Annotated in this window: 16 protein-coding genes; 10 read left to right on the top strand and 6 right to left on the bottom strand. The window is 66.6% G+C overall.

Annotation, left to right across the window (positions count from 1 at the left end; translation table 11 throughout):
- Positions 1 to 346: 346 nt before the first annotated feature.
- From CAG29_RS20260 to CAG29_RS20250, 3 genes are read right to left on the bottom strand one after another with little or no spacing between them, the layout of a single operon-like run.
- Positions 347 to 1,741, bottom strand: coding sequence for an efflux transporter outer membrane subunit (locus CAG29_RS20260; RefSeq protein WP_085656951.1), 1,395 nt, complete (start codon positions 1,739 to 1,741; stop codon positions 347 to 349).
- A 7-nt stretch (positions 1,742 to 1,748) separates the two neighbouring features.
- Positions 1,749 to 3,722, bottom strand: coding sequence for a MacB family efflux pump subunit (locus CAG29_RS20255; protein ID WP_085695038.1), 1,974 nt, complete (start codon positions 3,720 to 3,722; stop codon positions 1,749 to 1,751).
- Complete coding sequence (locus tag CAG29_RS20250) at positions 3,723 to 4,895, bottom strand: efflux RND transporter periplasmic adaptor subunit (protein WP_085695037.1); 1,173 nt, start codon at positions 4,893 to 4,895, stop codon at positions 3,723 to 3,725.
- A 323-nt stretch (positions 4,896 to 5,218) separates the two neighbouring features.
- Between CAG29_RS20250 and CAG29_RS20245 the strand changes: the two genes are divergently transcribed.
- The 7 genes from CAG29_RS20245 (at position 5,219) to CAG29_RS20215 (ending at position 15,919) form a co-directional block, all read left to right on the top strand.
- Positions 5,219 to 5,701 carry a sigma-70 family RNA polymerase sigma factor gene (locus CAG29_RS20245; protein ID WP_085577528.1) on the top strand — a complete coding sequence of 161 codons (483 nt, stop codon included), beginning with the start codon at positions 5,219 to 5,221 and terminating at the stop codon, positions 5,699 to 5,701.
- Between the two features lie 133 nt (positions 5,702 to 5,834).
- Positions 5,835 to 7,172 carry a lysine N(6)-hydroxylase/L-ornithine N(5)-oxygenase family protein gene (locus CAG29_RS20240; RefSeq protein ID WP_085577527.1) on the top strand — a complete coding sequence of 446 codons (1,338 nt, stop codon included), beginning with the start codon at positions 5,835 to 5,837 and terminating at the stop codon, positions 7,170 to 7,172.
- A 589-nt stretch (positions 7,173 to 7,761) separates the two neighbouring features.
- Positions 7,762 to 10,461 (top strand): magnesium-translocating P-type ATPase, encoded by a 2,700-nt coding sequence (mgtA, locus tag CAG29_RS20235; protein WP_085638128.1) that lies wholly within the window; start codon positions 7,762 to 7,764, stop codon positions 10,459 to 10,461.
- 230 nt (positions 10,462 to 10,691) lie between these two features.
- The gene (locus CAG29_RS20230; protein ID WP_085577525.1) at positions 10,692 to 11,408 is read left to right on the top strand and encodes an MgtC/SapB family protein; all 717 of its coding nucleotides are present in this window, start codon (positions 10,692 to 10,694) and stop codon (positions 11,406 to 11,408) included.
- Between the two features lie 129 nt (positions 11,409 to 11,537).
- Positions 11,538 to 11,930, top strand: coding sequence for a hypothetical protein (locus CAG29_RS20225; protein ID WP_085577524.1), 393 nt, complete (start codon positions 11,538 to 11,540; stop codon positions 11,928 to 11,930).
- A gap of 145 nt (positions 11,931 to 12,075) precedes the next feature.
- Positions 12,076 to 12,702 carry a response regulator transcription factor gene (locus CAG29_RS20220; protein WP_085577523.1) on the top strand — a complete coding sequence of 209 codons (627 nt, stop codon included), beginning with the start codon at positions 12,076 to 12,078 and terminating at the stop codon, positions 12,700 to 12,702.
- Between the two features lie 10 nt (positions 12,703 to 12,712).
- Positions 12,713 to 15,919 carry an ATP-binding protein gene (locus CAG29_RS20215; protein WP_085695036.1) on the top strand — a complete coding sequence of 1,069 codons (3,207 nt, stop codon included), beginning with the start codon at positions 12,713 to 12,715 and terminating at the stop codon, positions 15,917 to 15,919.
- A gap of 4 nt (positions 15,920 to 15,923) precedes the next feature.
- Here the strand turns inward: CAG29_RS20215 and dkgB are convergent, their stop codons facing one another.
- On the bottom strand, positions 15,924 to 16,727 hold the full coding sequence (gene dkgB / locus CAG29_RS20210; protein ID WP_085577521.1) for a 2,5-didehydrogluconate reductase DkgB: 804 nt from the start codon (positions 16,725 to 16,727) through the stop codon (positions 15,924 to 15,926).
- Between the two features lie 222 nt (positions 16,728 to 16,949).
- Here dkgB and CAG29_RS20205 point away from each other — a divergent pair, with 222 nt between their 5' ends.
- From CAG29_RS20205 to CAG29_RS20195, 3 genes are all read left to right on the top strand, one after another.
- Positions 16,950 to 17,816: a pirin family protein gene (locus CAG29_RS20205; RefSeq protein ID WP_085577520.1), complete on the top strand. Its 867-nt coding sequence runs from the start codon at positions 16,950 to 16,952 to the stop codon at positions 17,814 to 17,816.
- Between the two features lie 395 nt (positions 17,817 to 18,211).
- Positions 18,212 to 19,654 carry a mechanosensitive ion channel family protein gene (locus tag CAG29_RS20200; protein ID WP_085577519.1) on the top strand — a complete coding sequence of 481 codons (1,443 nt, stop codon included), beginning with the start codon at positions 18,212 to 18,214 and terminating at the stop codon, positions 19,652 to 19,654.
- Positions 19,655 to 19,750: 96 nt separating this feature from the next.
- A complete protein-coding gene (locus tag CAG29_RS20195; protein WP_085577518.1) occupies positions 19,751 to 20,191 on the top strand; it encodes a carboxymuconolactone decarboxylase family protein in 441 nt (146 codons plus the stop codon).
- Positions 20,192 to 20,267: 76 nt separating this feature from the next.
- Here the strand turns inward: CAG29_RS20195 and CAG29_RS20190 are convergent, their stop codons facing one another.
- Positions 20,268 to 21,860: a DHA2 family efflux MFS transporter permease subunit gene (locus CAG29_RS20190; protein WP_085695035.1), complete on the bottom strand. Its 1,593-nt coding sequence runs from the start codon at positions 21,858 to 21,860 to the stop codon at positions 20,268 to 20,270.
- Complete coding sequence (locus tag CAG29_RS20185; RefSeq protein ID WP_085577516.1) at positions 21,857 to 22,978, bottom strand: HlyD family secretion protein; 1,122 nt, start codon at positions 22,976 to 22,978, stop codon at positions 21,857 to 21,859. The genes CAG29_RS20190 and CAG29_RS20185 overlap by 4 nt, the downstream gene beginning before the upstream one ends.
- Positions 22,979 to 23,203 lie beyond the last annotated feature (225 nt).

Here is a 23,203-nt window from a genome sequence, read left to right as displayed (position 1 = left end):
CAAGCTAGCTCCCACAGGTTTTTGGGGTGTGCAGTGCATTTGTGGCTGCCCCGGATCCCTTGTGGGAGCCAGCCTGCTGGCGATGGCGATGGCGGTGGAACAGGCAACAGAGATGCCGACAGTTCGGGCCTCATCGCTAGCAAGCTAGCTCCCACAGGTTTTTGGGGTGTGCAGTGCATTTGTGGCTGCCCCGGATCCCTTGTGGGAGCCAGCCTGCTGGCGATGGCGATGGCGGTGGAACAGGCAACAGAGATGCCGACAGTTCGGGCCTCATCGCTAGCAAGCTAGCTCCCACAGGTTTTTTGGGTGTGCAGGGCATTTGTGGCTGCCCCGGCTCCCACAGGAGTTACAGCGCCCGCCACCCGCCTCCGAGCGCCTTGTACAGGGCAATGCTCGCCTGTAGCCGCGACAGCCGCAGTTGCACGTTCGAATCCTGGGCCGCGTACAGGGTGCGCTGGGTCTCCAGCACTGTCAGCAGATCCTCGGCGCCGGCCTGGTAGCGGCTCTGGGCGATGTTGAACGCGGTCTGGGCCTGGTTCAGTTCTTCGGTCTGCCACTGGCGCTGTTCGTCGAGCCCCCGAATGCTGTTGAGGGCTTTTTCGACGTCGGCAAAACCGCTGACGATCGCGCCGCGGTAGGTTTCCAGCAGTTCTTCCTGGCGGGCCGTGGCCTTGTCGCGCTCGGCGCCCAGGCGGCCGTTGTTGAAGATCGGCGCCACCAGCCCGGCGGTCAGGTTGTAGAAGGGGCTGCGAACCAGGTTGCTGAACCGGTTGGCGCCCGAGCCGAGCTGGGCGGTCAGGGTGACGGTGGGCAGCATGGCGGCGCGGGCCACTTTCACGTCGGCTTCGGCGGCGGCCAGTTGCGCTTCGGCGCGGGCGATGTCGGGACGGCGGCTGAGCAGGTCGCTGGGGACGCCGGCCGCGATGGTCGGCCAGGTCAGCCGGTCGAACGGTTCCGGCGACGGCGCCAGCGCCTGCACGGGTTGGCCGAGCAGGACGGCGAGGCTGATCAGCGCTTCCTGGGCCTGTTGCTGCACCAGGGGCACCTGACGCTCCTGGGCGGCCACCAGGCTTTTTTGCTGGGCCAGTTCCAGGGCGGTGGCCGAGCCTGCGTCGAAGCGGGTCTGCACCAGCTTCAGCACGCTGCGGGCGTTGGTCAGGTTCAGTTCGGCGATGCGGCTGCGTTCGCCCAGGGACAGGGCCTGCGCGTAGGTGTCGGCGACGTTGCCCAGCAGCGTCAGCTCGACGGTCGCCCGGTCGAACTCGCTGGCTTGCAGGCTGAACCGTGCGCTGTCCCGGGAGGCGCGCTTGCCGCCCCAGAAATCGATCTCGTAGCTGGCGCTCAGGTTGGCGTCGAAGTAGTCCACAGCCTTGTTGCTGTTGTCGGCGTCGAGCTGGCTGTAGCCGTTGCCGCGCAGCAGCTTCTGCCGGTTGGCGTTGGCCCCGGCCTTGATCTCGGGCAACTGCGAGCCGCCGGCGATCACCGTGGCGGCACGGGCCTGACGCACCCGGGCCATGGCGGCGGCCAGGTCGTGGCTGCCGAGCCGGGCCTGTTCGATCAGGCGGTCCAGCTCGGGGCTGCCGAATTGCGTCCACCACTGCGCGTCGTGGCGGGCGGTGGCGTCGGAGTGGGGCGATTGCCAGGCGGCAGGCGGCTGCAGGCCGCTGTCCGGACGCTGGACGGGACTGGCGCAGGCGCTGAGCATCAGGCACACGGTCAACAGGCTGAGGCGTGGTTTCATCAAGCGATCATTCACTGGTAAGGGCCGTGACCGGATCGAGCCGGGCGGCTTTGCGGGCGGGCATGAAGCCGAAGACGACACCGGTCACTAGGGCGCAGCCGAAGGCGCCCAGCACCGCCATCAGGGAAAACGCGACGGCGACTTCGCTGAGGATCAGCACGCCGCCGATGATCAGCGCCAGGGCGATCCCGGCGAGGCCGCCGACCACCGACAGCATCACCGCCTCGGTGAGGAACTGGCGCAGGATGTCGCGCTGGCGGGCGCCGGTGGCCATGCGGATGCCGATCTCGCGGGTCCGTTCGCGCACGGTCATGAGCATGATGTTCATCACGCCGATGCCGCCCACCAGCAGCGAGATCGCCGCGATCGAGCCGAGCATCAGCGACAGGGTGTTCTGCGTGCGGGCCTCGGCCTGGATCATCGCGGCGTTGTTGGTCAGCTCGAAGTCCTTCTTGCCGTTGTGCAGGCGCAGCATCAGTTGCTCGATGGCGTGCTCCGCTTCCTTGACCTTGCGCGCGTCGGCGGCGGCGATGGCCACGTATTCCGGATTGCGCGTGCCGAACAGCCGGACGCTGGCGGCGGAGTAGGGGATGGCGATGCGGTCGTCGCTGTCCTGGTCGCCGGAGCTGGCGCCCTTTTCCTGGAGCACGCCGACCACCTGGAACGGCACGTTCTCGATCAGGATGTACTGGCCCAGCGGGTTGGCGACATCCTTGAGCAGCTTGTCGCGCACCTTCTTGCCGATCACCGCGACGGCCGTGGCGTTGCGTTCGTCGGCCTCGGTGAAGTAACTGCCCTCGACCACCGGCCAGTTGAAGATCGCCGGGAAGTTGGTGTCGTTGCCGCCGACATAGCTCAGGTGGTCGACGTTGCCGAAGCGCACCCCGGCCTCGGCGCCGTTGACCGGCATGATGCGTTTGACCTGCGGCAGGCTGGCCAGCGCCGCGACGTCGTCCAGGGTGACGATGCCGGGCGGCGTGCGCGGGTTGGGGGCCGAGCCGCTGAGGTAAATGATGTTGGAGCCGAACGCGCCCATCTGCGCCATCACCTGGCGCTTGCTGCCTTCGCCGACCGCCAGCATCACCACCACCGAGGCCACGCCGATGATGATGCCGAGCAGGGTCAGGGCGGTGCGGAAGCGGTTGATCCACATCACCCGCCAAGCGGCGTGCAGGGCGTCCACCAGTTCGCCTTTCCAGGCGCCGTTGGCTTGCGCGCCTTCGGCCAGGCGCTTGCGCAGGTCCACCGCCTGCAGGGCGCCGGGGTTGGCGGCGGCCTGGACGGCGGGGTCGTCGGCGGCGCTGTCACTGATGATCAGGCCGTCACGGACTTCGATGATGCGCTTGGCCCGGGCCGCGACTTCGCGGTCGTGGGTGATGAGGATCACCACGTGGCCCTGGCCCGCCAGTTCATCGAGCAGCGCCATGACTTCCTTGCCGCTGTGGCTGTCGAGGGCGCCGGTGGGTTCGTCGGCAAGGATGATGTGGCCGCCGTTCATCAGGGCGCGGGCGATGGACACCCGCTGCTGCTGGCCGCCGGAGAGCTGGTGCGGACGGTTGCCGGTGCGCGAGGCCAGGCCGAGGCGGTCGAGCAGGGCGGCGGCGCGGGCGTGCCGCTCGGCCGTTGGCGTGCCGGCGTAGATCGCCGGCATCTCGACGTTTTCCTGGGCCGAGCCGGACGGGATCAGGTGATAGCCCTGGAACACGAAACCGAACGCTTCGCGGCGCAGCCAGGCCAGTTCGTCGCTGTCCAGGCCGGCGACGTTTTCGCCGGCGAAGCGGTATTCGCCGGACGTCGGCCGGTCGAGGCAGCCGAGGATGTTCATCAGCGTCGATTTGCCGGAGCCCGACGCGCCGACGATGGCCACGAACTCGCCGGCGTGGATCGACAGGTCGATGCCGCGCAGCACGTGGACTTCAGGGGCGTCGCCGCCGCCGTAGGCCTTGCGGATGTCCCGCAGTTCGATCAGGGGCGTCTGCATTCAGCCTCCGTTGCCGTCGGCGGGGCCGATCAGCAGGTGATCGCCCTCGTTCAGGCCTTCCAGCACCTGCACGTTCAGGCGGTCGCTGATACCGGTGCGCACTTCGCGGGGCTGCACCTCGCCGTTGGCGGCGACCACCCGGGCGGTTTGCAGGCCGGCGGCGGCACTGCCCTGCAGGGCGGCGACCGGCGCGGTGAGCACGTCCTTCGCCTGGCCGGCGACAAAGAACACCTGGGTGGTCATCTCGGCCATCAGGGCGTTGTCGGCGTTGTCGACATCCAGCAGCACGGTGTAGAGCACCACCCGGGCGCTCCCGCTTTTGCTGGTGCTGGCGGGGCTGCCGCCGCCCTGGCTGGTCTGGTCCAGCGGCTTGGGCGGCACCGGCAGGATCTGCCGCACCGTGCTGCTCCAGCGCCGCTGGCCGCCGCTCAGGGTGGTGAAGTAGGCGCTCATGCCCGGTTTGACGTGGCCGATGTCGGCTTCCGAGACTTCGGCCCAGACCGTCATCGGCGACAGCTTGGCGATGCGCAGGATCAGCGGCGTCTGCTGCTGGGCGTTGAGGGTCTGGCCTTCGCGGGCGTCGAGGGCGACGACGGTGCCGGCTATCGGCGCGAAGATGCGCGTGTAGCCGAGTTCGGCCTGGTCGCTGCGCAGGCTGGCTTCGGCCTGGCGGATCTGTGCCTGGATCATGTCGATGCGCGCCTGGGTGGCCTTCAGCTCGGCGCGGGCGGTCTGCACGTCTTCTTCGCGGGTGGCGCCGCCGGCGGCGAGGTGCTGCTGGCGTTGGTGCTTCTGCTGCGCCAGTTCGTGCTGGGCCTTCTGTTCCTGCAGCTGCGCCTTGAGGTTCTCGATGGAGAAGCGCCCGGCGTCGAGCTTGGCCTTTTGCGTGGACGGGTCGATCTCCACCAGCAACTGACCTTCCTTGACCGTGTCGCCGACCTCCACATGGATCTTCTTGATCTGGCCCGAGGCCTGGGCGCCGACGTCCACGTAGCGTCGCGGCTGCAGGGTGCCCAGGGCGGTGACGCTGCTTTCGATGTCGCCGCGGGTGACTTGCACGGTGGCGAACTTGTCCCGGCCGGGGGGCAGCATCTGCCAGGCCGCATAGGCGGCGACGGGGATCAGGCAAAGGGTGGCGAGCAGGGCGCGTCGGGCGGGGCGGGGACGTTTCATGCAGGGTTCCGGCCAGTGGGAATCGGCCCGTCGTTCACGGGGGTGCGCAGGATCGGGCACCGCTGAACACTGTCGCAGGGCGCGGCAGAGACGGGGAGCTGTCCTGTTAACGAGGGGTGGGCGAGGGAATTTAAGCGGGGACACACGATGTTACAGGTATAGGACGGGACTATTTGTCGGGCAACGTGAAACATCACTTTAAATCTATATGAGAATTACTATAAATTACGCGCCTCAAGCTGCCACTATCTTGCTAGCGCCCGTCGCGGGTTCCCGGATCAGTGTGCCCAAGGACAGAAACCGCACCGCTGCGGCGGGGAGCCATGTTGGAAAACTACTATCGCGAGCTGGTGAGTTTCCTGAATGCCAGACTCGGCAACCGTCAGGTCGCCGAAGATGTGGTGCATGACGCCTATGTGCGGGTGCTGGAGCGCTCCAGCGACACACCGATCGAGCAGCCCCGGGCCTTTCTCTACCGCACGGCCCTGAACCTGGTGATCGACGACCACCGGCGCAACGCCTTGCGTCAGGTCGAGTCCCTTGAGGTGCTCGACAGCGAAGAGCGCTATTTCACCCCGTCCCCCCACAGCACGCTCGACCACGGCCAGCGCCTGGAGATGCTCCAGCGTGCATTGGCGGAACTGCCGCCGCTGTGCCGCGACAGTTTCCTGCTGCGCAAGATCGAAGGCCTGTCGCACCCCGAGATCGCCGAGCACCTGGGCATTTCCAAGGCGCTGGTGGAAAAGCACATCGTCAACGCCATGAAGCACTGCCGGGTGCGCATCAAACAATGGGACGCCCATTGAGCCGCCGTCGTTAAATTTTATTTCACTGTCCTCGTTCCTACTCAACAGACGACCTGCTGTCCCGCTCGGGGCCGGCCGGTCACGTAGGCTCTTCCTCCCCGCTGCGTTGGGGTTCATCCAGAGGACACTGGAAATGACACAGGCAATTGCATCGCCCATCGTTCACGATCTGATCGGCGTCGGTTTCGGCCCTTCGAACCTGGCGCTGGCCATCGCTCTGCAAGAGCGCGGCCCGACCCAGGGCGAACTGGATGTGCTGTTCCTCGACAAGCAGGCCGACTACAGCTGGCACGGCAACACCCTGTCGACCCAGAGCGAGCTGCAGATCTCCTTCCTCAAGGACCTGGTGACCCTGCGCAACCCGACCAGCCCGTACTCGTTCGTCAACTACCTCAAGCAGCACGGGCGCCTGGTGGACTTCATCAACCTCGGCACCTTCTACCCGTGCCGCATGGAGTACAACGACTACCTGCGCTGGGTCGCCGGGCAGTTCACCGAGCAGAGCCGCTACGGCGAAGAAGTGCTGACCATCGAGCCGGTGCTGCACAACCAGCAGGTCGAAGCGCTGCGGGTGATCTCCCGTGACGTCCAGGGCCAGCAGTTCGTGCGCACCGCCCGCTCGGTGGTGGTCAGCGCCGGCGGCACGCCGCGCATTCCGGAGGCGTTCAAGGGCCTGAAGGGCGACGCCCGCGTGTTCCACCACTCCCAGTACCTGGCGCAGATGGCCAAGCAGCCGTGCGTCAACAACCAGCCGATGAGCATTGCGATCATCGGCGGCGGGCAGAGCGCGGCGGAAGCGTTCATCGACCTCAACGACTCCTTCCCGTCGGTGCAGGTGGACATGATCCTGCGCGGTTCGGCCCTGAAGCCGGCCGACGACAGCCCGTTCGTCAACGAAGTGTTCTCGCCGGAATTCACCGACCTGATCTTCCAGCAGAAAAGCAGCGAGCGTGAGCGTCTGGTCAACGAGTACCACAACACCAACTATTCGGTGGTGGACATCGACCTGATCGAACGCATCTACGGCATCTTCTACCGCCAGAAGGTCTCGGGCGTCGCCCGTCACATGTTCCGCACCCTGACCACCGTCGAGAAGGCTGTCGCCACCGACCGCGGCATCGAGCTGACCGTGCGCAACAACGCCACCGGCGAAGTCACCGTGCGCCACTACGACGCCGTGGTGCTGGCCACCGGTTACGAGCGCCAGTTGCACCGCCAGTTGCTGGCGCCGCTGGAAGAGTACCTGGGCGACTTCGAGGTCGACCGCAACTACCGCCTGATCACCGACGAGCGCTGCAAGGCCGGCCTGTACATGCAGGGCTTCTGCCAGGCCAGCCACGGCCTGAGCGACACGCTGCTGTCGGTGCTGCCGGTGCGGGCGGACGAGATCGCCGGTTCCCTGTATGAGCACGGCAAGCACCGCGGGCACAGCCGTTCGGTGGCGGACCTGCTGTTGGCGACCGCCAGCTAAGACCGCGGCGCCTTCAAGGCCGTCACCGCGAGCAGGCTCGCTCCCACAGGGGATCTCCAGCGGACACGGAAGGTGTGTCGAACGGCGATCCGGTGTGGGAGCGAGCCTGCTCGCGTTCGGCCCCCGGCAATCCCAACCTGAACCTTTCCTGAACCCTTCCTGAAAAGCGGTGACATTCCCCGTCACACTTTCCTTTGCGGGTTTACTCTCCAGATACCGGGGCGTAAGCTTCGCGCGTTTTCATCAATAGCGGAGACCCACAGTGGGTACTTGTTCGAATGACAGTTGTCGGCCGGTCTCGGTAACCGGCAGATTCTCGGCAAGATAACGCGCATTCCCTGATGCCGTTGTCTCGCCGAACAGCGAGCGGCGGCATCCCGATCATGGCCGGTTGAGGCCATGTCCCGACGTCCTTCTCATCGACGCTGAACAGAGCGTGGCCGTGACCTTTGCGTCGCCGCCGCAGCCCTATCGACACGCCTGTCTTGGCTGACCGGCGTGCCAGGCCCTGCCTTGCCGGTGTTTCCGGCGGCCGGGGCGTGGACGTGCCTGCTCGACGGTTTCCCGGCTGACCAGAGGGGTAGCAGCCATGAAACTGACGCTCAAGGAATTCTTCGCAGGCTTCCTGCGGACCCGCCACATCGCCCGCCACTTCCGGCGCCTGGCGCTTTTGGAATCGATCAGCGACACCACGGTCAGCCGTGAAGTGCCGCCCAGCCTGGCCAACACCCTGGTGGACGCCGCCCACTGCGACAGCGGCGCGCTGCTGTCGTCGCTGGGCACCCACGCCGACGGCCTCACGGATTTCGAGGTCGATGCGCTGCGTGCGCAGCACGGCCTGAACGAAGTCGAGCACGAACAGCCGCTGCCGTGGTGGACGCACCTGTGGCACTGCTACAAGAACCCGTTCAACCTGCTGCTGACCCTGTTGGCGGTGATCTCGTGGCTGACCGAGGACCTGAAGGCGGCCATCGTGATCTTCTCGATGGTGGTGCTGTCGACCCTGCTGCGCTTCTGGCAGGAAAGCAAATCCAACCAGGCCGCCGACGCGCTCAAGGCCATGGTGAGCAACACCGCCACGGTGATCCGTCGGGATGCGCCGCGCATCGAATTGCCGATCAAGCAACTGGTGCCGGGCGACCTGATCGTGCTGTCGGCCGGCGACATGATCCCCGCCGACTGCCGGGTGCTCAGCGCCAAGGACCTGTTCGTCAGCCAGGCGGCGATGACCGGCGAATCGATGCCGGTGGAGAAATTCCCGCGCCAGCAGGACCGCGACACGCGCAACCCGCTGGAACTGGACAACGTCCTGTTCATGGGCACCAACGTGGTGTCCGGCACGGCGGTGGCGGTGATCCTGACCACCGGCAACAACACCTATTTCGGTGCGCTGGCCCAGCGGGTCGGGGCCACCGACCGGGCGGTGACGTCGTTCCAGCAAGGCGTCAACAAGGTCAGTTGGCTGTTGATTCGCTTCATGTTCGTGATGGCGCCGCTGGTGCTGTTCATCAACGGCTTCACCAAGGGCGACTGGACCGAGGCGCTGCTGTTCGCGCTGTCGATCGCTGTGGGCCTGACCCCGGAAATGCTGCCGATGATCGTCACCTCGACCCTGGCCAAGGGCGCGGTGTTCCTGTCGCGCAAGAAAGTCATCGTCAAGCGCCTGGACGCGATCCAGAACTTCGGCGCCATGGACGTGCTGTGCACCGACAAGACCGGCACCCTGACCCAGGACAAGATCTTCCTGGCGCGCAACGTCGACGTCTGGGGCGAGGACTCCGACGACGTGCTGGAGATGGCGTACCTGAACAGCTACTACCAGACCGGCCTCAAGAACCTGCTGGACGTGGCGGTGCTGGAGCATGTGGAGGTCCACCGCGAGCTGAAGGTCGGCACGGCGTTTCGCAAGGTCGATGAGATCCCGTTCGACTTCAACCGCCGGCGCATGTCGGTGGTGGTCGAAGGGCGGGGCCAGCCGCACCAGTTGATCTGCAAGGGCGCGGTGGAGGAAGTGCTCGCGGTGTGCAGCCATGTGCGCCACGGCGAAGCCGACGACGTGCTGAGCGCGGACCTGCTGGCCCGCATCCGCCAGGTGACCGCTGCGTTCAACGCCGAAGGCCTGCGGGTGGTGGCGGTGGCGGCGCGGTCGATGCCCCAGGGGCGCGACACCTACAGCCTGGCCGATGAACAGGACCTGACGCTGATCGGCTACGTGGCGTTTCTCGATCCGCCGAAGGAAAGCACCGCGCCGGCGCTCAAGGCCCTGGCCGAGCATGGCGTGGCGGTGAAAGTGCTGACCGGCGACAACGAACTGGTGACGGCCAAGATCTGCCGCGAGGTGGGCCTCGCCCAGCAAGGCCTGCTGCTGGGCAACGACGTGGAGCGCATGAGCGATGCCGAACTGGCGGTGGCGGTGGAGACCACCAACGTGTTCGCCAAACTGACGCCGTCGCACAAGGAGCGCATCGTCCGCATCCTCAAGGGCAACGGCCACGTGGTCGGGTTCATGGGCGACGGCATCAACGACGCGCCGGCGCTGCGCACCGCCGACATCGGCATTTCGGTGGACAGCGCCGTGGACATCGCCAAGGAAGCGGCGGACATCATCCTGCTGGAAAAGAGCCTGATGGTGCTGGAGGAGGGCGTGCTCGAAGGGCGGCGCACCTTCGCCAACATGCTCAAGTACATCAAGATGACCGCCAGCTCCAACTTCGGCAACGTGTTCTCGGTGCTTGTGGCCAGTGCGTTCATTCCGTTCCTGCCGATGCTGCCGATGCACCTGTTGGTGCAGAACCTGCTCTACGACATTTCGCAGATCGCCATCCCGTTCGACAACGTCGATGACGAGATGCTGAAGCAGCCGCAGCGCTGGCAGCCGGCGGACGTGGGCCGGTTCATGCTGTTCTTCGGGCCGATCAGTTCGATCTTCGACATCACGACGTTCGCCTTGATGTGGTACGTGTTCGATGCCAACACCCCGGACCACCAGACCCTGTTCCAGTCGGGCTGGTTCGTGGTGGGGCTGCTGACCCAGACGCTGATCGTGCACATGATCCGCACGCCGAAGATCCCGTTCCTGCAAAGCCGCGCGGCCCTGCCGCTGCTGGTGATGACCGGGATCATCATGGCGGTGGGGATCTTCCTGCCGATGGGGCCTTTGGCGAACTACTTCAAGCTGCAGGCGCTGCCGTCGCTGTACTTCGTGTTCCTGCCGGTGATCCTGCTGGCGTACATGGCCCTGACCCAGGCGGTGAAGGGCTTCTACATCCGCCGGTTCGGCTGGCAGTAAGACTGGGGACGCTGTGCGAGCAAGGGGGCTTCTCCTTGCTCTGCGATGTCTGTGCCGGCCTCATCGCTTGCAGGCAAGCTCCTACAGGTTTTGCGGTGCGCAGGGAGCTTGCAGGCACCAGAAATACCTGTGGGAGCCAGCCTGCTGGCGATGAGGCCGGCACAGCCAACATCTGCGGTGACCGAACCGCTGCTCCCACAAAGGACAACAGATTTTTCAAGGAGCTGGACATGCAAGCCATCGACAACCTCAACCTGACCTCGCTGCTCGACACCCTGGTCAGCCTCAGCGCGGCGTTCATCCTCGGCGGCCTGATCGGCTTCGAGCGCCAGTACCGCCAACGCACGGCGGGCCTGCGCACCAATGTGCTGGTAGCGGTGGGCGCGGCGATCTTCGTTGACATGGCCAACCGCCTCGGCGGCGCCGAAGGGGCGGTGCGGGTGGTCGCCTACGTGGTGTCGGGCATCGGCTTTCTCGGCGCCGGGGTGATCATGCGCGAAGAGGGCAACGTGCGCGGCCTCAACACCGCCGCCACCCTTTGGACCTCGGCGGCGGTGGGGGCCTGCGCCGGGGCGGACCTGCTGGCCGAGGCGGTGCTCGGCACGCTGTTCGTGCTGGCGGCCAACACGCTGCTGCGTCCGATCGTCAACAACATCAACCGCCAGCCGCTGGATGTGGTCTCGGCGGAAGTCACCAACATCGTCTACGTCATCGCCCGGCGCTCGCAGCAGAAGGCCGTGCTGGCCTTGCTCGAGGCGGAACTGGAACGCAGCAACTACCCGGCCAGCGACGTCGACGTGCATGCCTTCGGCAGCGATGAGGTGGAGATCGAGGCGACGCTGGCCACCACCTCGGTGGACGGCGATGAGCTCGACGCGCTGGTGGCGCGGGTCTCGACGTCGGCTCTGGTGGTGCAGGCCTTCTGGAGCCCGAGCACCACCGAGTGAGGTCGCTGCGCGCGGCGGTGCGGCCTGCGGATGGGCGGCCGGATTTTTCGGAAAAGTCCTACAGAGTGTTCCGTGGCGCTTGCGTAACCTTGGCGCCTCGTGAAGCCGACACCGACCGGGAAGTCCACCGTGCCCCAAAAAGCCTTGCGCATCCTGATTGCCGATCCGCAGCATTTTCACCGGATGACCCTCGAGCGATCGTTCAATCGCCTCGGGTACTTTCGCATCGCGCCGGTGCGCAACCTGGCCGAACTGCTGACCTTGGTCGAGCGTGACTGCGGTGCCTTCGACGTGGTCGCCGCCAATGCCGGGCTGGCGGCGGGCTCGATGGACCTGGCGGACTTCCTGTGCGGCAATCCCCGTGTCCGCCATGCCCTGGTCTACAACGCGCCGGCGTCGACGGTGGCCGGGTTTGCCTGCAAGCCCATCGGGATCAGCGAGGCGCAGCTGCCGGACATCCACCGGATCGAGCGCCTGATGGCACAGATCGAGGGGGCGGTCGGGCAGGCTGTCGGCGTTTGAGCACGGTTATCCGTTTGTCGCAACTGTCAGATCTGACAGGTAGATTCCTCCCGCATCCCGTGCAACAGTCTTGGCGCAGCCAGGGTCTGTCCGAGCCGGGCGACGCCTGTGGCACCGGCGTCCCGACATTGCACTGGGAGTGGTCATGAAGAGAGCGCTCATCGTCGACGATCACCCGGTGGTGGGGGCCACCCTCGGCCTGATCCTGGAGTCGGAGGGCTTCAGGCAGGTGGAGGTGGTCGCCAGCGGCGTCGAAGCGGTGCCGGCGATCCGCAGGCTTTCGCCGGAGCTGGTGATCCTCGACCTCAACCTCAAAGGGATGAGCGGCCTGGAGGTGCTGGAGCGCATCCGCGCCAACGGCCTGGACTGCCGCGTGGTGGTGTTCACCTCCCACGAGCCGGCGCACTACCAGATGCGCTGCATGCGCGCCGGCGCGATGGCCTATGTCACCAAGTCCGATTCCCTGCACCAACTGCGCAACGCCATCAAAGCCGTGCGCTCCGGCTACACCTACTTTCCCGGCTCCACGGACCTCGCCGCCGGCAGCGGCATGCTGCAGAACAACGAGCGACAGCTGATCGACCTGCTCTCCGACCGCGAACTGCACATCCTGGTGCAGTTGGCCCAGGGCCGGGCGAACAAGGACATCGCCGAAGGCATGAGCCTGAGCCACAAGACTGTCAGCACCTACAAGACCCGCCTGATGACCAAGCTGGGGGTGGGGTCGCTGGTGCTGCTGCGCGAATTCGCCCTGCGCAACCAACTGATCTGAGGGGGCTGGCATGGGGTCGTGGCGTCTTTTCCTTCTGTCGTTGGTGCTGGTCGCGGCCCACGTTCGGGCAGGCGAGCCGCCGCAGGTGCTGGAGGTGCTGGCCCGCAGCAGCCCCGACACGGCCCCGATCCGCCTGGACGATGCGGATCGGCAATGGCTGCGCGAGCACCCCGTGCTGCGGGTGGGCGTGTCCGGCGCCGACTACCCGCCGTTCGAACTGACGCGCAACCGGCATGAGCTGGAAGGCATCACCGCCGACTACGCCGACCTGTTGGGGCGCCTGCTCGGCGTCGCGGTCACGGTGCAGCGCTACCGCGACCGCGCAGGGGCGATGGCGGCGCTCAAGGGCGGCGAGCTCGACCTGCTCGGCACCTCCAACCTTTTCGAGCTGGCCGACCCGCAAGTGGTGCTGTCCCGCGCCTACGCCGAAGACCAGCCCATGTGGGTGACCCGGCTCAGCGAGCCGCTGCCGGCGGACCTGACCGGCAAGCGTATCGCCATGGCCGAGGACTACCTGCCGGAGGCGACCGTGCGCAAGGCGTACCCCACCGCGACCCTGGTGCGCTATCCCGCCATCCTCGACGCGCTCGGTGCGGTGGCGTTCGGCCAGGACGACCTGTACCTGGGGGACCTCATCAGCGCCAACTACCTGATCAACATCAATTATCGCAACGACCTGCAACTGGCCGGGCCTTCGGGGCTCGACGCCAACCCCTTCGGCTTTGCCCTGGCCCGGGGCAACGGGCGGTTGCAGCGTCTTGTGGACCGGGCGCTGGCGGCCATTCCCCTCGAACAGCGGCTGCTGATGGAGCAACGCTGGAGCGCCGGCCTCGCCGACATGAGCGGGCAGGCGAGCGTCACCCTGAGCGCCGCCGAACAGGCGTGGCGCGACGGGCACCCGGTGGTGCGGGTGGGGGCCGTGGAGGACTTCGCGCCCCTGACGTTCTTTGATGCGGACGGGCAACTGCACGGGCTCACCGCACAGTTGCTGAATATGATCGGGCAACGCACCGGGTTGACGTTCGACATCGTGCGGGGGCAGTCGCTGGACCGGCAGATGGCGCAACTGAAAGCGGGCGAACTCGATGTGCTGCCGGTGGTGACGCCGAGCAGCGAGCGGGAGCTGGAACTGCGGTTCACCCGGGCCTACCTGAACAACCCGTTCGTGCTGATCGCGGCGGCGGACGGCCGTCTGCGTTCGTTGGGCGACCTGGCTGGCAAGCGGCTGGCGATCTACCGCGGCCATCCTTTGCACGACTACCTGGTCGAGCAGGTGCCGCAGATCAGGCTGATCGACGTGGCCAGCCCTGCCGCAGGGATGGCGGCCATCGCCAACGGGCAGGCGGACGCGACGCTGGGCTCGCTGCTGGTGGCCCGCTACCTGATCGCCCGCCAGTACAAGGGGCGCATGCGCATCGTCACTACGGTGGGGGATCAGCCGGCCCGGATCGCGCTGGCCACGGCGCCGGACGCGGCGTTGCTGCATTCGCTGCTGAACAAGGCGTTGCTGAGCATTGCGCCCCAGGAGATGGACGAGCTGGTCGAGCGCTGGAGCCACGGGGTGGTGGTCGAGGACAGCTATTGGCAACGCCATCGCCGGGAAATCCTCTCGGGGTTCGCGGCGGCCGCCGTCCTGCTGATGCTGGCGTTGGCGTGGATCGGCTGGCAGCGGCGCCAGCTCCGTCAGCGCCAGGGCTGGTTGCGCAGGCTGCAGCAGGCCAAGGAGGCGGCCGACGAGGCCAACCGGGCCAAGACCACGTTCCTGGCGACTATGAGCCATGAGATTCGCACGCCGATGAACGCCCTGATCGGCATGCTCGAACTGGCGCTCAAGCGGGCCGACGAGGGCGTGACCGATCGCCTGGCCATCGAGATCGCCTCCAGCGCCGGGCAGCAACTGCTGGCGCTGATCGGCGACATCCTCGACATCGCCCGCATCGAGTCCGGGCACCTGGAGCTCGCCCCGCAGCGCGCCAACCTGCGTGGCCTGGTGGCCTCGGTCTGCCGGGTGTTCGAGGGGCCTGCGCGGCAGAAGCAGCTGCTGTGGCACGTCGAGCTGGATCCGCGCAGCGATGTCGATGTGCTGGTCGACCCCACGCGCTTCAAGCAAGTGCTGTCGAATCTGTTGAGCAACGCGGTCAAGTTCACCGCCAACGGTGAGGTCAGCCTGGTGCTGCGGGTGACGTCGCTGCACGACCGTCGGCTGGCCCTGAGCGTGACCATCGAAGACAGCGGCATCGGCATCGGCGCCGATGACCGGCGACGCCTGTTCAGTCCTTTCGTGCAGGCCCGCGACGCTGCACAGCCGGTGCGCAGCGGTGCCGGCCTGGGGCTGGTGATCAGCCGGGACCTTTGCCGGAAGATGGGCGGCGACCTGCAACTGGCCAGCGAACCGGGGCGCGGCACGCAGGTCCGGGCGCTGCTGCAGTTTCCGGTGCTGGATCCGCTGCCTGCGCCTGAGGCCGATGGGGAGGTGGCTGAATCGTCGGCGCCGCTGAACGTGCTGGTGGTGGACGACCACCCGGTGAACCGCCTGCTGCTGGGCTGGCAGTTGAGCGAGCTCGGGCACCGGAGCGTGGGCGCGGAGGACGGCGAACAGGGCCTGGCCGCGTGGCGCGGGCAGCCGTTCGATGTGCTGATCGTCGACATCAACCTGCCGGGGCTCAGCGGCCATCAACTGGCGCGGGCGATCCGCGCGGAGGAGGCCGCGACGGGCCGGCGCCGCTGCTTGTTGCTCGGGTTCACCGCCAACGCCCAGGCCGAGGAAAAACAGCGTTGCCTCGCCTCAGGGATGGATGATTGCCTGTTCAAGCCTATCGGCCTGGGCGACCTGGGCCGGGCGCTGTCTGTTGCCGAGCCCGGTGCAGAACCCATGGGGCAGGAGCAGGCATCCGCCGCGCTCGACCTGAGCACCCTGGAACGCCTGGCGGGCGACAACCGCGGATTGATCCTGCGCTTGCGCGACCAGGTGTCGCAGAGCCTGCGCGACGACCTGAAGCGGCTGGATGACCTGGGCCGGGCGTCCGACCGCGGCGGCTTGCGCGACCTGGCCCATCACATCAAGGGCGGTGCGCAAATGGTCGGTGCCGGGCAGGTCGTGGCGGCGTGCCACGCCCTGGAACAGGCGTGCCGCGATGCCGAAACCGTGGCGCTGACGGGCGCGGTCGAATCGCTGCGCCAGGCCATGAACGGCCTGGCACAGCACCTTCAGGGGTAGCGGGTCAGTCCCACTCGGGGGCGATGCCGTCGGGGCTGGTCAGGCGCTGGCCGCGGTCCAGGGTCGCGATCAAGGCCATGTCGGCCTCGCTCAGGGTCAGGGCCGTGGCGCCGAGGTTGCTTTGCAGGTTGGCGCGCCGGGTCGACGACGGGATCACCGCATAACCTGACTGCATCGCCCAGGCCAGCGTCACCTGCGCCGGGGTGGCGCCCAGCCGTTCGGCGATCTGCTGGATCAGCGGATCCTTCAGCGCTTCGCCGTAGGCCAGGGTCATGTACGAGGTGGTGTGGATGCCCTGGCTCTGGGTGAAGGCGATCACCTTGCGGTTCTGCAGGAACGGATGCACTTCGATCTGGTGGGTGGCGATGTGCTCGGCGCCGACCGCCGCGATGGCTTGTTTCAGCAGGCCGATGGTGAAGTTGGACACGCCGATCCGGCGGGTCAGGCCCAGGCGCTTGGCTTCGAGCAGGGCGCCCATGAATTCCTCCACCGGCACTTGATCGTCGGGGGACGGCCAGTGGATCAGCGTCAGGTCGAGGTAGTCGGTCTGCAGTTTGCGCAGGCTCTCCCGGAGGCTGTCGATCAGGCGGTCCTTGGCGTAATTGGCGACCCAGATCTTGCTGGTGATGAACAGCTCTTCACGGGGGATGCCGCTGACGGCGATGGCATGGCCGACCTCGGCTTCGTTCTCGTAGATCTGGGCGGTGTCGATGGCCCGGTAGCCCAGCTCCAGGGCGGTGCTCACCGAATCGATGACCACCTGACCTTGCAGGCGAAACGTACCAAGACCGAAAGCGGGAACAGACATGCGTGACTCCAGGGTTGCGAAGGGAATGGGCGCAGTATCCGTGGCGGCCTGCCCGGGAAAAACCGCTGCCCCGGCAAAGCACTGTTGAGCGCAAGTCACGAATCGGCGGTGCGGGTACGCATTGTTCTACGTGTGGAACGATGAAGCTGCTTTTGCCTGACTAGTGCCGGATAGGTAGCGGATTTAACATCAATCCATTGAAACCACCTTTCGGGAGGCACCATGAAAGACCTCATCGGCATTTACACCAGTCCCCGTGGCCACTGGGTGGGCGACGGGTTTCCGGTTCGCACGCTGTTTTCCTACGACAACCTGGCCCGGCACATCAGCCCGTTCCTGCTGCTCGATCACGCAGGTCCCGCCGAGTTCACGCCGACCCATGAGCGGCGCGGCGTCGGCCAGCATCCGCACCGCGGCTTCGAGACCGTGACCATCGTCTACGACGGTGAAGTGGAGCACCGGGACTCCACCGGCAGCGGCGGCAAGATCGGCCCCGGCGACGTGCAGTGGATGACGGCGGCGTCCGGGATCCTGCACGAGGAATTCCATTCCCGGGACTTCGCCCGCACCGGCGGCAGGATGGAAATGGTGCAGCTGTGGGTCAACCTGCCGGCCAAGGACAAGATGGCGGCGCCCGGTTACCAGACGATCCTCGACGGCGACATTCCCGACATCGAGCTCAAGGACGGCGCGGGCCGCCTGCGCTTGATCGCCGGCGAGTTCGACGGCCGCCAGGGCGCGGCGCGCACCTTCACGCCGGTGGACGTCTGGGACATCCGGCTGAACGCCGGGAAGACGCTGGACCTGGACCTGCACGAAGGGCGCAACACCGCCCTGGTGGTGTTGCGTGGTTCGGTGCAGATCAACGGACGGGAACAGGCCGCCGTCGGCCAGTTGGCGCTGTTCGAGCGCGATGGCCGGCAGGTGACGCTCAAGGCTGACGCCGACGCGGTGGTGCTGCTGCTCAGCGGCGAACCGATCGACGAGCCCATCGTCGGTCACGGTCCGTTCGTGATGAACAGCGAAGCGGAAATCCATCAGGCGTTCGCCGACTTCCAGTCGGGGCGGTTCGGCCGGATGCAGGACTGACCCCGGTTCGCCAACACCGCCATCGCCAGCAGGCTGGCTCCCACAAGGGATCCCCGGTGTCCGCAGGATTCCTGTACACCACAGAAACCTGTGGGAGTTGGCTTGCCAACGATTGGGCCATCACAGCCGACATCTCCGGTGGCTGACAGGCCGCCATCGCGGGCAAGCCCGCTCCCACAGGTATCTCAGGTGCCCGCAAAATCCCGGCACACCACAAGATCCTGTAGGAGCTTGCCTGCAAGCGATGAGGCCGGCATTGCCGACATCCCTGGTGCCTGACCCAGCGCCCTCGCCAGCAGGCTGGCGCCTACAGTTTCTATGGCGTGAATCAAATGCTCCTACACTGAACCGATCTGTGAGATCTTCTGCCGATTGGTCTCTGCCGGAGTTGTTTGATGCTGTCACTGCTCACCGATCATCCCTTGATTTGCGCGCTGATCCTGATCCTGGTCGATCTTGGGCTGTGGCGCCTGATCAGCTCCCACGGCAGCGGGTGGAAGCTGCTGGTGCGGGTGGTGATCTTCACGTTGTTCAGCATCCTGTTGTTCAACGAAGGCCTCAACCCGATGGAGACCGCGCCGTGGGCCGACAACGTGCCGCTGCACCTGGCGGCGACCGGCCTGCAGATCGGCTGGTGGCTGTTCGGCGCGCGCACCCTGACGGTGCTGATCGGCGCGGCGATGATGCAGCGGGTCGGGCACACCGGGCGGCTGCTGCAGGATCTGCTCGGGGCCGTGATCTTCCTGATCGCGGTCATCGCGGCGCTGGCCTACGTGCTCGACCTGCCGGTCAAGGGCGTGCTGGCGACGTCCGGCGCCTTGGCGATCATCGTCGGCCTGGCATTGCAGAGCACCCTCAGCGACGTGTTCTCCGGCATCGTGCTCAACACCACCAAACCCTACCAACTGGATGACTGGATCTCCATCGACGGCACCGAAGGCCGGGTCACCGACATCGACTGGCGCGCCACCCGCCTACAGACGTCCCAGGGCAGCATGGCGGTGATCCCCAACTCGCTGGCGGCCAAGGCCAAGATCATCAACTTCAGCCGGCCAAGCAACATGTTCGGGGTGTCCGTCAGCGTGCAGGTGAGCCCCCATTCGCGGCCCAACACGGTGCTTGAGGCGCTGGAACGGGCCGTGCAGGGGTGCCGCTTCCTGTTGGACGACCCGGCGCCCAGCGTGGCGATGAAGAACGCCACCAGCACCGGCGTGGAATACGAGATCGGCGGCTTCGTCGCGTCGATGAGTGAGAAGCGCTCGGTGCGCAACCAGCTGTTCGACCTGGCGTACCGGCATCTGCAGGCCTCCGGGGTCAACCTGCTGTCGAGCGTCGAACCTCTGGCGCCCGCCGACCTGTCGCGGCCCCGGGCCCTGCTGGAGAGTTCGCCGATCTTCTCCACCCTGCGCGAGGAAGAAAAGGACACGTTCAGCCAGAACATGACCCTGCAGACCTTCCGTGCCGGCGAGGTGATCCTGGAGGCGGGGCAGGTCAGCGACCATCTGCTGATCATCGAGTCCGGCGTGCTCTCGGTGACGCTGCTGCGCCACGGAACGCCGTTCGAGTCCGGGCGCATGGGGCCGGGCGAGGTGATCGGCGAGGCCGGCATCCTGAGCGACTCGGCCTTGCCGGCGACGTTCTCGGCCAAGACCTATTGCACGCTGTACCGCATCGAAAAGGCTTACCTCAAGCCCTGCCTGGATGCCCGCCACGACATCAGCGACGCCATGAAGGCGTTGCTGGATTTCCGTCTGCTCAAGGCCAAGAGCCTGACCCAGGAGGTGCCGGCGGTGGTGCCGAAGAAGGGGTTCCTGCACTGGTTGCGGCATCGTGCGTAAGGCAGTGGTCACCCGGACTTCTGCCGGATTGGCTATTTGTGCGCCGGGGCTGCGGGATTAACGTAGCCGCACATTCACTTGACCCGGAAACCTGCCATGAAAGCCCGCATCGATTTCTACACCGCTTCCCCCGACGCACTCAAAGCGATGATGGCCCTGGAAAGCGCCGTCTCCAAACTGCCGCTGGAAAAGAGCCTGATCGAACTGGTCAAACTGCGCGCTTCGCAGATCAACGGCTGTGCGTTCTGCATCGACATGCACACCAGCGATGCGATCAAGGGCGGCGAGACCCCGCGTCGGCTGTTCGCCGTGACCGCCTGGCGCGAGGCCCCGTTCTTCACCGACCGCGAGCGCGCCGCCCTGCTGTGGACCGAATCGCTGACCCAACTGAGCCTGACCCACGCACCGGACGAAGACTACGAAACCGTCAGCGCCCAGTTCTCGCCCAAGGAAATGGTCGACCTGACCGTGGCCATCAGCACCATCAACAGCTGGAACCGCCTGGCCGTCGGTTTCCGCAAGACCCCGCAGGCCTGATCCGACTGCCTTGACCCTGCCCGGCGGTGGCTTCACTGACGCCATCGCCAGCAGGCTGGCTCCTACAGGTATCCCTTCAATGTGCATCGGCACTCGGTGCGGGCGGCGGCAGCACCTTGCGCATCAAGGGCACCATCGCCGTGGCGAGGCCGAAGCACACCATGATCACCAGAAACGTGTCGCCATAGGTCTGCGTCTGCGCCTCACGGTAGGTCAGCAGCCACAATTGGCGCAGGCTGGCGGTCATGCCCGCGTCCCCGTGCTGCCCCCACGCGGCGAGGTTGCCGCCGACCTGGCCCAGCCATTGGTTCAGCGCTTCGTTGCGGCTGTTCAGGTGCTCCGCCAGCCGGGTGAAGTGCAGGTTGGTGCGGTCGTTGAGGATGGTCGCGCAGGCTGCGATGCCGATGGCGCCGCCCAGGTTGCGCATCAGGTTGAACAGGCCCGAGGCATGCTTGAGCCGTGCCGGCGCGAGGCCGCCCAACGTCAGCGTCACCGCCGGCGGCACCGCCAGTTGCTGGGCGATCCCGCGCAGCGCCTGCGGCAGCAGCAGTTCTGCGGCGCCCCAGTCGTGGGTGATCGGGCTGAATTCCCACATCGACAGCGCGAACAGCGCAAGGCCGGCCATCATGATCCAGCGCAGATCCACGCGGTTGGCCAGGAAGGCGTACAGCGGAATCGCCATGATCTGGAACACGCCGGTGGAGAACACCGCCAGGCCGATGTCCAGCGCGCTGTAGCCGCGCACCCGGCCGAGGAACAGCGGCGTCAGGTAAATGGTGGCGAACAGGCCGATGCCGGTGACGAACGAAAAGAAGCAGCCCAGGGCGAAGTTGCGGTCCTTGAGCGCCCGCAGATCGACGATCGGATTGGCCACCCGCAAGGTGCGGCCGATGAAGGCCAGGCCGGCCAGGCCGCTGATCCACGCGGTGGTGAGGATGGTGCGGTCGCTGAACCAGTTCCAGCGCGGGCCTTCTTCGAGGGTGTACTCAAGGCAGCCGAGAAACAGCGCCAGCAGGATCATGCTCGGGTAGTCCGCGCCCTTGAGCAGCGACAGTTCCGGCCGGTCGATCTTCACCAGCATCGGCACCGCCACGGCGACGAAGATCCCCGGCAGCAGGTTGATGTAGAACAGCCAGTGCCAGGACGACAGGTCGGTGATCCAGCCGCCGATCACCGGGCCCAGCGTCGGCGCCAGCGAGGCCACGGCGCCGATGGTCGCGGCCGCGATGACCCGTTGCTTGCCGGTGAAGAAAAAGAACGCCGTGGTGAACACCAGCGGGATCATCGAACCGCCCAGGAAACCCTGCAGCGCCCGGAACGCGATCATGCTCTGGATGTTCCAGGCGATGCCGCACAGCAGGCTGGCGAGGGTGAAGCCGACCGCCGAGGCGCAGAACAGCCAGCGAGTGGAAAACACCCGGGACAGCCAGCCCGACAGCGGAATCACGATGATTTCGGCAATCAGGTAGCTGGTCTGCACCCACGCCGTCTCGTCGGTGCCCGCGGACAGCCCGCCGCCGATGTCGCGCAGGGAGGCCGAGACGATCTGGATGTCCAGCAGCGCGATGAACATGCCGATGCACATCGTGGCGAAGGCGAACACCTTGGTCGCCGTCGCCATGTCGGCGGCATTGAACGGTTGCGCGGGGACGGCCTGGGCGCGGCTCATGGCGCACTGGCCACGGCGGCGGTGTCAGGCCGGGCGCGGGTGTCGACCTCGGCGGTCACCGACAGCCCCGGCCGCAGGTGGCCGAGCACGCCGTCGGCGGGGTCGAGCAGGATCCGCACCGGCACCCGCTGGACGATCTTGGTGAAGTTGCCGGTGGCGTTCTCCGGCGGCAGCACGCTGAACTGCGAACCGGTGGCCGGGGCGAGGCTGTCGAGGCGACCGTGGAATTCCTGCCCGGACAGCACGTCGGCGCGGATGCTCACGCGCTGGCCGGGCTTCATCCGGGCCAGCTGGTCTTCCTTGAAGTTGGCGTCCACCCACAGGCCGCTGGCCGGCACCACCGACAACTGCTGCGAACCCGCCTGGGCATAGGCGCCGACCCGGGCGCGGCGGTTGCCGATCACGCCGTCCACCGGCGCACGCAGCTCGGTGTAGCCTAAGTTCAGTTGCGCCAGGTCGCGTTCGGCCTTCGCCTGCATCAACGCGGCGCGGGCCTGCTGCTTGCGGGTTTCGATGACCGAGAGCTGGCGCTGCGCGGCGAGCAGCTCGGCCTGGGCGCGGGCGCTCTGGGCCTGGGCGGTCTTGAAGGTGGCGTCGGCCCGTTGCGCGCTTTCCACCGAGACGGCGTTGCTGCTCACCAGGCGTTTGTAGCGCGCGTTGTCGTCCCGCGAGCGGGCGGTTTCGGCACCGGCGGCGTCGATGCCGGCGCGGGCCTGGCCGATCACGGCTTGCTGCAGTTGTTCGGTGGCGTCGAGGTTGGCCAGCAGCGCCTCTTCGGCGGCGACCGCACCTTCGGCCTTGGCCAGGCTGGCGCGGTAGTCCCGCGAGTCGAGACGGATCAATACGTCCCCGGCCTTGACCGGTTGGTTGTCGCTGACCAGCACTTCTTCGATGTAGCCGGAGACCTTCGGCCCGATCACCGTGACGTCGCCGCCGATGTAGGCATCGTCGGTCTCTTCCAGGAATCGCCCGGCGCTCCACCAATGGGCGGCGTACAGTCCGGCGAACGCCAGGACGGCGATCCCGGCGGCGGGCAACAGCAGGCGCTTGAGCAGGGGCGATCGGGCGGCGCCGACCGGGACGGCGAGGTCGGGTTCGACGGTGGGCATGCTGGTCATGGGAATGTACCTGTGGAAGCGGGCTGTTATTACGCCTGTAATATGACGCAGGTAATATTTTGTGGCAATTCATTTCTGTCGCCGGCCGTCAGGTGGTCACCCGACCGGTTCGCCCCACGGGCAAACGCCTCAGGCAATGGAGCATGCCGCCGCCGCAATGACGAATCCCGCCAATCGCTCAACACCCTTTGAGCGCTGCTTCGAGCCCCGCATCAGGCCCTCAGG

The sequence above is a fragment of the Pseudomonas sp. B7(2017) genome (genome assembly GCF_002112745.1).
In the GTDB taxonomy this organism is placed as follows: Bacteria; Pseudomonadota; Gammaproteobacteria; order Pseudomonadales; family Pseudomonadaceae; genus Aquipseudomonas; species Aquipseudomonas ekonensis.
This window is presented reverse-complemented; position numbering and strand designations above follow the sequence as displayed.